The 9,964-nt window shown below is 34.0% G+C and carries 7 protein-coding genes and 2 rRNA genes; 7 read left to right on the top strand and 2 right to left on the bottom strand.

Features of this window, described 5'->3' with window-relative positions:
* Both ACP7AT_RS05560 and rrf read left to right on the top strand, forming a co-directional pair.
* Positions 1 to 110 (top strand): 23S ribosomal RNA (locus ACP7AT_RS05560); the annotation flags it as partial.
* A gap of 145 nt (positions 111 to 255) precedes the next feature.
* Positions 256 to 365 (top strand): 5S ribosomal RNA (gene rrf / locus ACP7AT_RS05555).
* A 333-nt stretch (positions 366 to 698) separates the two neighbouring features.
* Here rrf and ACP7AT_RS05550 read toward each other — a convergent pair.
* A complete protein-coding gene (locus ACP7AT_RS05550) occupies positions 699 to 1,925 on the bottom strand; it encodes an aminotransferase class I/II-fold pyridoxal phosphate-dependent enzyme (RefSeq protein ID WP_426063351.1) in 1,227 nt (408 codons plus the stop codon).
* 285 nt (positions 1,926 to 2,210) lie between these two features.
* On the opposite strand from ACP7AT_RS05550, the gene ACP7AT_RS05545 reads away from it, so the two are divergent.
* Entirely contained in the window at positions 2,211 to 2,669 is a 459-nt protein-coding gene (locus ACP7AT_RS05545; protein WP_426063350.1) for an Lrp/AsnC family transcriptional regulator, read from the top strand.
* A gap of 151 nt (positions 2,670 to 2,820) precedes the next feature.
* Positions 2,821 to 4,224: a dihydrolipoyl dehydrogenase gene (lpdA, locus tag ACP7AT_RS05540; RefSeq protein WP_426063349.1), complete on the top strand. Its 1,404-nt coding sequence runs from the start codon at positions 2,821 to 2,823 to the stop codon at positions 4,222 to 4,224.
* Positions 4,225 to 4,302: 78 nt separating this feature from the next.
* Here the strand turns inward: lpdA and ACP7AT_RS05535 are convergent, their stop codons facing one another.
* Positions 4,303 to 4,683 carry a DoxX family membrane protein gene (locus ACP7AT_RS05535; RefSeq protein ID WP_426063348.1) on the bottom strand — a complete coding sequence of 127 codons (381 nt, stop codon included), beginning with the start codon at positions 4,681 to 4,683 and terminating at the stop codon, positions 4,303 to 4,305.
* A 584-nt stretch (positions 4,684 to 5,267) separates the two neighbouring features.
* On the opposite strand from ACP7AT_RS05535, the gene ACP7AT_RS05530 reads away from it, so the two are divergent.
* The 3 genes from ACP7AT_RS05530 to ACP7AT_RS05520 are packed head-to-tail and all read left to right on the top strand — an operon-like array spanning position 5,268 to position 9,925.
* On the top strand, positions 5,268 to 6,569 hold the full coding sequence (locus tag ACP7AT_RS05530) for an anthranilate synthase component I family protein (protein ID WP_426063347.1): 1,302 nt from the start codon (positions 5,268 to 5,270) through the stop codon (positions 6,567 to 6,569).
* Between the two features lie 12 nt (positions 6,570 to 6,581).
* Positions 6,582 to 7,892 carry a tRNA lysidine(34) synthetase TilS gene (tilS, locus tag ACP7AT_RS05525; protein ID WP_426063346.1) on the top strand — a complete coding sequence of 437 codons (1,311 nt, stop codon included), beginning with the start codon at positions 6,582 to 6,584 and terminating at the stop codon, positions 7,890 to 7,892.
* Positions 7,892 to 9,925 carry a protein-disulfide reductase DsbD family protein gene (locus tag ACP7AT_RS05520; protein ID WP_426063363.1) on the top strand — a complete coding sequence of 678 codons (2,034 nt, stop codon included), beginning with the start codon at positions 7,892 to 7,894 and terminating at the stop codon, positions 9,923 to 9,925. Before tilS ends, ACP7AT_RS05520 begins: the two co-directional genes overlap by 1 nt.
* Positions 9,926 to 9,964: the final 39 nt, after the last annotated feature.

Genomic DNA, 9,964 nt, shown 5'->3' with positions numbered 1-9,964 from the left:
AGATGAGATTTCTTTTAAGGGTCGTGGGAGATGACCACGTTGATAGGCTATAGATGTAAAGGCAGTAATGTCATAGTCGAGTAGTACTAATAACCCGTAAGCTTATGTACGCTTTTCCTGCCGAGCAATCGGCAGGAAGAAACTTTCTCAACACTTTTTATTTTCTTTATCTCAGTATGTTAAGATATTATGTAATTGATGTTTATAGCAGTATAAACAACATTACAATGATTGCCCAAAGCAATTATAACCTCTTAAGGTGGTTATTGCGGCGGGGCTCACCTCTTCCCTTCCCGAACAGAGTAGTTAAGCCCGCCTGCGCAGATGGTACTGCAGTTATGTGGGAGAGTATGTCGTCGCCTTTCTTTGAAAAACCTATTCATTTATTTGAATAGGTTTTTTTGTGTTTAATAAGTATGAGATAGAAGCATAGTAACAAATAAAAAACAATTTGATGGTCAAATAAAATACACACTTAAATTGTTTTTAACATCTATAATGTTGCATTTTAACGGATTACGGATTACGGAAATTTATAAACTTTAGAGTTAATTTAAGCATACGTTAGGTTGATTAAACCTATATTTAGGAGTTTTAGGTTACAATTCTTGTTGTCTTGTTATACCTTGATTGCAATAAAAATTGGTAAAAGAAAGCAGCAAAATATTTGCTGCTTATACAAATTGTAGAAAAATCAACTATACTGTTGAAACGTATTCGGATGTAAGAACATTTAGTTCTATCATGCATTGCTTCATCATTTGATATGTTCTTTCAATGTCATTATCTAATCCTATAGAAAATCGAATTAAACCATCAGTCAACCCCATTTCCATTTGTTCTTCGATAGGTATTTCACTAGAAGTTGAAGTTCCCGGCGCACTGAATAAGGTTTTGTAAAATCCTAAACTTACAGCGAGGTAACCCAAGTTTTTTTCTTGCATCAATTCCATTAATGCATTGGCTTTTTCTAAAGTTCCAACATCCAATGTCATCATGCCGCCGAAACCATATTCCGGATCAATCATCGTTGCATACAATTCATGACTAGGGTGACTTTTTAATCCCGGATAAACCGTTTTTAGTCCCTCTTTTTCAAAACGTTCTGCGAGATATAGCGCATTATGACTGTGCTGTTTCATTCTGATATGTAAGGTACGCAAGTTTTTCATCACACTGGCCGAACGCAAACTATCCATTGTGGGACCCAGTAACATACTGGCGCCACTATTCACGTTTTTTAAACTGTCAATAAATTCCTGTGACGCACAGGTAACACCAGCTACAGTATCACTGCTTCCGTTGATGTATTTTGTTAAACTGTGAATGACAATGTCTGCACCTAATTTGGCTGGAGAAACGGATAATGGCGAAAATGTATTATCCACAACTAACTTCAAATTATGTCTTTTGGCTATTTTTGCTAAACCAGCAATGTCAGCGACTTCCAGCAAAGGATTGCTCACCGTCTCGCAGTACAAAACTTTAGTTTCTTGTGTAATTGCGGATTCAACTACATCTAGTTTTGTGATATCGACAAATGTAGTTTTGATACCTAATCTTGGAGTGAAATTCTTTAAAAAAGCATAGGTTCCACCATAAATAGTTCTGCTCGAAACGATGTGATCGCCCGTTCCACACAATTGCAATAGAGTAGGCGTAATTGCTCCCATTCCCGAAGCCGAAACATTAGCTGATTCTGTTCCTTCCATTGCTGCCAATGCTTTGTCTAAGTATAAATTGCTCGGTGAGGAATGTCGAGAATACAAATAACAGCCTTCCATATTGCCTTCAAAAGTATCAAACATCGTTTTTGCCGATAAGAAAGTATAGGTTGAGGAGTCAGAAATAGAGGGATTTACACCACCAAATTCACCAAAGTGCTGTAAATCCTGAATGTTGTCTGCTGGCTTGAAATTTTTCATAATTTATATTTAATCGTTTATTTAGGAGCTATTTCCAGCTATTCGTTTCAATCTTTTCTTTTTTAAACAAAAAAAGAAAAGGATTTTTACTGCTATCTGGGCTAGAAATCTGGTGTACATCGAGAAATCTATTTCAAAATAAAATCATTATAGATTAATTATCAATCATATCATTAAATATTGGATTTTAAAACTGCAAAATATGATTAATGTAAATTAATTTTCTAAATTAGCTTCTTAAATAGTGTTTATATAGATTTTATTTCAATTCAATTTTAACAAAAAATGATATTAGATTCAGTAGATAAAAAACTGCTTTTTTTATTACAGACAGACAGTAAGAAAACAACCAAAGAACTTTCCTTAAAACTCAATCTTTCAGTTACTGCCGTTTACGAACGCATAAAAAAATTAGAAAGAGAAGGAATTATCGATAAATATGTTGTGTTAGTTAATCGTTCGAAAGTAGGAAAAGGGTTTGTGGTTTTTTGTCACATTAAATTATTACAGCACATTAAAGAGTTTATCGCTAAGTTTGAAAGCGAAGTGATACAACTCAGGGAAGTGATTGAATGTCACCATGTGAGTGGAGATTACGATTATATACTAAAAATAGTCGTAAAAGATATGGAAGCCTACCGGGAATTTTTGGTTACAAAACTCACTACATTACAACATATAGGAAGCACACACAGCACATTTATGATTAGTGAAGTAAAAAGCACGACCGTTGTTGATATTTAGTAGATAGGTCCATTTACATAAATATTTAACGTTTAGTAAATACTAATTGCTAAAAATTCATAATAAAAAACCTTATGAATTAAACTTTAAACAAAACTTAATTCCTTAATTTTGTGGAACATTTTACAAAACATAATAAAAAAAATATACTATGAGTTCATTTGACGTAGTCATTATAGGTTCTGGACCAGGCGGATATGTATCAGCAATTCGTTGTGCACAACTGGGTTTCAAAACAGCAATTATAGAAAAATATTCAACTCTTGGAGGAACTTGCCTTAATGTAGGTTGTATTCCATCAAAAGCATTACTTGCTTCCTCTCACCATTACAGTGAAATTGCTCATTTTGCAGAGCACGGAATTGAAGTTTCCGGAGAAGTAAAAGTGAATCTTGAAAAAATGATTGCCCGCAAACAAGCTGTTGTAGATCAAACTTCAGGTGGTGTGAAATTTTTAATGGACAAAAATAAAATAACAGTTCTTGAAGGGTTGGGTTCATTTGTTGATGCTACACATGTTGCTGTTGCAAAAGCGGATGGAACTTCTGAAACGATTGAAGCTAAAAATATCATTATCGCTACAGGTTCAAAACCATCTTCTTTACCATTTATTAAAATTGATAAAGAAAGAATCATCACTTCTACCGAAGCTTTAAAACTGAAAGAAGTGCCAAAACATTTGGTGATTATTGGTGGTGGAGTTATCGGAATTGAATTAGGTCAAGTGTATTTACGATTGGGAGCGCAAGTTTCTGTAGTAGAATATTTAGACAGAATCATTCCTGGAATGGATGCGTCATTGTCTAAAGAATTGACTAAAGTATTAAAAAAACAAGGCATGAAATTTTACGTTTCACACAAAGTGAAATCAGTAGAAAGAAATGGCGAAGGTGTTGTTATTCAAGCCGAAAATGCAAAAGGAGAAACAATTACTCTAGAAGGGGATTATTCATTAGTTTCTGTGGGACGTCGTCCATACACTGACGGTTTAAATGCTGAAAAAGCTGGAGTAAAAATCTCGGATAGGGGAATGGTAGAAGTAAACGATCATTTACAAACTTCAGTTCCTAATATTTATGCCATTGGCGATGTAGTCCGTGGAGCAATGTTAGCGCACAAAGCAGAAGAAGAAGGAGCAATGGTTGCTGAAATATTAGCGGGTCAAAAACCACATATTGATTATAACTTGATTCCGGGTGTCGTTTATACTTGGCCAGAAGTGGCTGCTGTAGGTCAAACGGAGGAACAATTGAAAGCGGCTGGTGTTGAGTTCAAATCAGGAAGTTTCCCTTTTAAAGCGTTAGGTCGTGCAAGAGCAGGTGGAGATTTAGACGGATTTGTGAAAATTCTTGCTGATGCAAAAACGGATGAAGTTTTAGGAGTTCATATGATTGGAGCTCGATGTGCGGATTTAATTGCTGAAGCAGTTACAGCAATGGAATTTAAAGCATCTGCTGAAGATATTTCGAGAATGTCTCATGCGCATCCAACATTTGCGGAAGCGATTAAAGAAGCGGCGTTAGCGGCTACTGACAATAGAGCTTTGCATGTATAAATAGTTAAATAATTTTATTTAAAAATAGTGAAACCCGTTCAATTGAGCGGGTTTTTGTTTTTTGTGAGGTGTACTCATTTAACCTTTTGCTACAAATAAACCTTTATAATTATCCCAATGGGTGTAAATTAAAAACAGATTTCCTAAAAATAAGAATACGGCAACAGGAATTCCTTCAGGGGACAAGAAAAAATTAATAAATAAAATGTTCAAGGTTATGGGTAAGATTAAGATATTGGCTAACGTAACATACCGTCCCACAATAAAGGATAGTCCGCAAAGTAGTTCTATTGATTTTGCTAATGGCAAGATGTAAGTAGAGGCGACTAAACCTATGTTGAAAGCTTTGAAATTGCCGGTAACTTCGGGTTCTGGTGCTAATTTTAGAAAAAAGCTAATGGACGCATAAAGTAATATAAGTCCAATTAAAGTTCGGATAATAATAATTGCAATTTTCATAATATATTGTGTTAGAGGTTACAAATTAGATAGTTATTATTTTGGAAGATCATTGTCATTCCTGTATATAATTTCCCATTGAGGTCCATTTAAATCGGCAAAACTGTATCCGTACATTCATATATGATTTTATGGCTCTATATCGATCGAACCACTGTCATCAAGGGTATTTTTGACCATTACATTAACTTTTTCTCTACAATCAACATTTATGGCCACTAATAGTAGTGCTCTTATATGGGCCTGGAAAATTTCTTTTTAAATAAATTTTATACCACATCGCTCAGTAACTTGGATAGCAAAAATATTTTTGACTGTAATCTTGCAGGCAGCATGCTCATCAGAAAATCAAGGATTGCAAGAAAATCTAAGTTTAGAAAAAAAATAAATTGATTTTTTTCACTTCTTTAACAACTAAATTCAGGAAAATTTTTGAAGCCATTATGGGAATGATTAAAAGATTAAAATAATCCGAAATTGATCCTACACTATTAAAATTACAAAAAAATAAGCTAATTTTAATAAAATCGGTTATTGAAGGTTTATTTTTTGTTGTAATTTTGAATTTTAAACACCAATACTTTTTGAGAACTTCAATTTACAAGTCTATTTCCGATCCAAAATTGTTCAAACAACAACTTTTATTTTGGTCTCAACAGTTTCGAGAAATTATTTATTTGGACAGTAATGATTATACACACAATTATTCCAGTTATGATTGTGTTCTTGCCGTTGACGCATTTACTTCAATAAAGACCGATTATCATAATGCCTTTGAGGATTTAAAACAATACCAGCAAAGCACTAAAGACTGGCTTTTTGGTTATTTATCGTATGATTTAAAAAATGATATTGAGCAATTACAATCTAAGAATTATGACGCGTTGAATTTTCCGGATTTGTATTTCTTTCAGCCTAAGAAGTTGTTTTTATTGAAAGGAAATCAGTTGGAAATTCAATATCTCAAGATGTGTGATGATGAAGAGGAGGAAGACTTTCAAGAAATCAGTGTTCAGCGTTTAGTGTTTAATAATCAGGAATCGGCAATAAAAATTCAGCAACGAATTCCGAAGGAAATTTATATTGAGAAAGTTTCAAAAGTATTGGAACACATTCATCAAGGCAATATTTATGAAGCTAATTTTTGTATGGAATTTTTTGCCGAAAATGCAACTATAGATCCAATTGAAAAATTTATAAAACTTAACGAAATTTCTCAGCCTCCATTTGCTGTTTTTTTTAAAAATAATATTAATTTTTTACTCTCGGCGACACCGGAGCGTTATTTAAGGAAAGAAGGAGAGTTCATTATTTCGCAACCAATTAAAGGAACCGCAAAACGATTTTTGGATGAAAGTAAAGATGAGCAATCAAAAAGGCAATTGGCATTTGACTCAAAAGAACGAGCCGAAAATATTATGATTACGGATTTAGTCCGCAATGATTTGTCGCGAACGGCACAAAAAGGATCAGTGGAAGTAGAGGAGTTGTGCAAGATTTACTCTTTTTTGCAAGTTCATCAGATGATATCAACGGTTACCTCTAAATTAGATTCGAAATATTCCGTAATTGATATTTTGAAAACAACTTTTCCAATGGGAAGCATGACTGGAGCGCCAAAGATTTCAGTGATGAAAATCATTGAACAACTGGAAGAAACAAAACGAGGTCTGTACAGTGGAGCTGTGGGCTATTTTACACCCAACGGGGATTTCGATTTTAATGTGGTTATCCGTAGTATTTTATACAATCAAGAAAAAAAATATGTTTCTTTTTCGGTTGGAAGTGCCATCACTTCGCAATCAATTCCTGAAAACGAGTATGAAGAATGTTTGCTAAAAGCAAAAGCTATGCGAGAAGTTTTAAGTGAAATTAAAACGAATTAATTAAATTTGAACATGCTACAGAAATTCAAAAACCATCTTCTTCATAATTTCCCGTTTTTGAACGGGAAAAAAATACTGCTTGCCACAAGCGGCGGGAAAGACAGTATGGTCATGGTGCATTTGTTTCAGCAATTGGATTATAAAATAGGAATCGCACATTGCAATTTTCAATTGCGAGGAATGGAAAGTTTTGAAGATCAGAATTTCATTAAGGAATATGCCTTTACAAATGCTATTCCGATATTTATAACACAATTTGATACCAAAGCTTTTGCTGAAGATTATAAAATTTCTACACAAGTTGCAGCTCGAGAATTACGCTACAACTGGTTTTATGAGTTACTAGAAACTGAAAAATATGATTATATTCTGACTGCCCATCATGCCGATGATAATTTTGAAACGTTCCTAATCAATCTGGTTCGAGGAACGGGATTAGAAGGTTTGACAGGGATTCCGGAACAGAACGAAAAAGTGATACGTCCTCTTTTGGCATTTAGCCAAGACGAAATAGAAGAATATGCCGGATTAAATAACATTCAGTGGCGAGAAGATAGCAGCAATGCATCGGATAAATACTTTCGAAATAAAATTCGTCATCATTTGGTCCCGATGTTAAAAGAATTAAATCCAAATCTCCTTTCTTCGTTTCACAAAACACAAGCATATTTGCAGGAAGCACAAGTTATGGTTGAAGATGCTTCCATCATGATTTATCAGCAAGTTGCAAAGCAAGAGGAGGATACTATTTATTTTGATTTAATAAAATTAAAAAAATTACCCAATTACAAATCATATTTATATCAATGGCTGAAAGAATTTGAATTTTCGGCATGGGATGATATTTATGATTTGGTCGAAAGCCAATCGGGAAAATACGTGTATTCTCCTGAATTCCGATTATTGAAAGACAGAGATTCTTTAATCTTAAGCCCAATAAATTTCGTAAATGAAAGGGAGGAATATTTTATTGCTGAAGATCAAAAAGAAGTTAATATTCCCTTAAATCTTTCATTTTGTAAAGTAGCTGACATTAGTAACGTTTCTAATAAAGCTATCTTTGTGGATGTTGATAAATTGCAATTTCCGCTAGTCTTACGTCATTGGAACGAGGGCGATAGCTTTAAACCTTTTGGTATGAATGGTAAATCGAAGAAAGTGAGTAAGCTTTTTAAAGATGAAAAATTATCGTTGATAGAAAAAGAAAACTCGTGGCTTTTGAGTTCGGATAATGAAATTGTTTGGATAATTGGCCTGCGTCAGGATGAACGTTTTAGAATAGATGACACAACAAAAAATATACTTAAAATACAATTAGAATGATGAAGAAACTACTATTTATACTTATTGCTTTTTTGGCTTTTGCCAATGGTGACGCTCAAATTCTTGATCCTGCAAAATGGACGACCAAAATAGAAAAAAAATCAGATACTAATTACATCCTAACTTTTGATGCTATTATAGAAAAAGATTGGCATCTGTATTCCCAATTTACGGCTGAAGGCGGCTCTTTGCCTTTGGAAATTAGTTTCAAAAATCAAAAAGGAAATTTTAATTTAGTGGGCAAAGCCAAAGAAAGCAAAACCACAACTGCTTTCAATGATATTTTTGAAGTAAACGAAACCTATTTTGAGAAAAAAGCTCAAATTCAGCAGGAGATTTCGATTATAAATCCAAAAATCACTAAAATTGAAGTCAACTTTAATTATCAGGTTTGTAAAGAAGCGTGCATCAATATCGAGAAGAATTTTACGTTTGCAATTCCTGCGGCTTCAAAAACAGCAGAAATAGCTACGTTAGCAACTGATTTAACTCCTATAGATTCGGCTAAAGTTGATACTGCAGTTTTAAATACCGATGTAAATAAAGCAGAAACTGTCACTCCTGAAATCGTTCCTGTTTTAAATAGTAAACCTTCAAAACAAAGAGGATTATGGTCTATTTTCTTCATTGCTTTTCTTTCTGGATTTGCCGCTTTGCTTACTCCTTGTGTCTTCCCGATGATTCCTATGACAGTAAGTTTTTTTACGAAACAAAGTAAAACAAAAGCAAAAGGAATTAGGAACGCCATTATTTATGGAATTGCCATTATATTCATTTATGTAGTTTTAGGCTTCTTAGTGACTTGGATTTTTGGTGCCGACGCATTAAATGCATTGTCGACAAATGTTTGGTTTAATATTATATTTTTTATTTTATTGGTCACATTTGCTGCGTCGTTTTTGGGCGCTTTTGAAATTATGTTGCCTAATTCATGGGCTAATAAAGTAGATAATCAAGCCGATAGAGGCGGAATAATTGGAATTTTATTCATGGCCTTGGCATTAGCGATTGTATCTTTTTCATGTACCGGGCCAATCGTAGGAACTCTTTTAGTCGAAGCTGCTTCCAAAGGCGGAATTGCACCAATTATTGGAATGTTCGGATTTTCATTGGCCTTAGCTTTACCTTTTATGTTGTTTGCGATGTTCCCGGGTTGGTTAAATTCATTACCAAAATCCGGTGGTTGGTTAAATACAGTTAAAGTAGTTTTAGGATTTTTAGAATTGGCTTTGGCATTCAAATTTTTATCGAATGCGGATTTGGTACTGCAGTTGCATTTCTTGGAAAGAGAAGTTTTCTTAGCGATTTGGATTGCTATTTTTGGAACATTGGCATTTTATTTATTCGGAAAAATTACGCTTCCGCATGATAGCCCGATGAATCATATTTCGGTGGGAAGATTGTCTTTTGGATTAGTAGTTTTGGCCTTTACCATCTATTTAATTCCAGGAATTTGGGGAGCACCTTTAAAATTAATTTCTGGTTTCCCGCCGCCAATGACCTATAGTGAAAGTCCATACGGAGTGGGAAACTCTAAAGGTGGTACTAATGCATCAGCTGTAATTTTGCCGAACGGCGCACATTTAGGACCACATGATCTTATAGCCTTTGAAGATTATGAAAAAGGATTGGCTTATGCCAAATCAATAAATAAACCAATTTTACTTGATTTCACAGGATATGCTTGTGTGAATTGTAGAAAAATGGAAGATTATGTTTGGTCTGATCCTGCGATTTTAAAAATATTACAAGATGAAGTGGTGCTGATCTCTTTATATGTCGATGATAAAAGAGAATTACCAAAAAGCGAGCAATATGTGTCTAAAGAAACCGGTAAAGAAATTGTAAGTGTGGGGAATAAATGGAGTGATTTTCAAATTACAAGATACAAAGCCAATGCGCAACCGTATTACATTGTTTTGGATACTGAAGAAAACATGTTATCTGATAAACCAGAAAGTTACAACTCAGACATTAACGCCTATAAAGGCTGGTTGAGAGAAGGAATTGATTCATTTAAAAAGGCCAAATAGGCCTTTTTTTTGTTTTTATATATTTTAAAGGCATTCGAA

The sequence above is a fragment of the Flavobacterium sp. DSP2-3-1 genome, from assembly GCF_049896865.1.
Classification (GTDB): Bacteria; Bacteroidota; Bacteroidia; order Flavobacteriales; family Flavobacteriaceae; genus Flavobacterium.
This window is presented reverse-complemented; position numbering and strand designations above follow the sequence as displayed.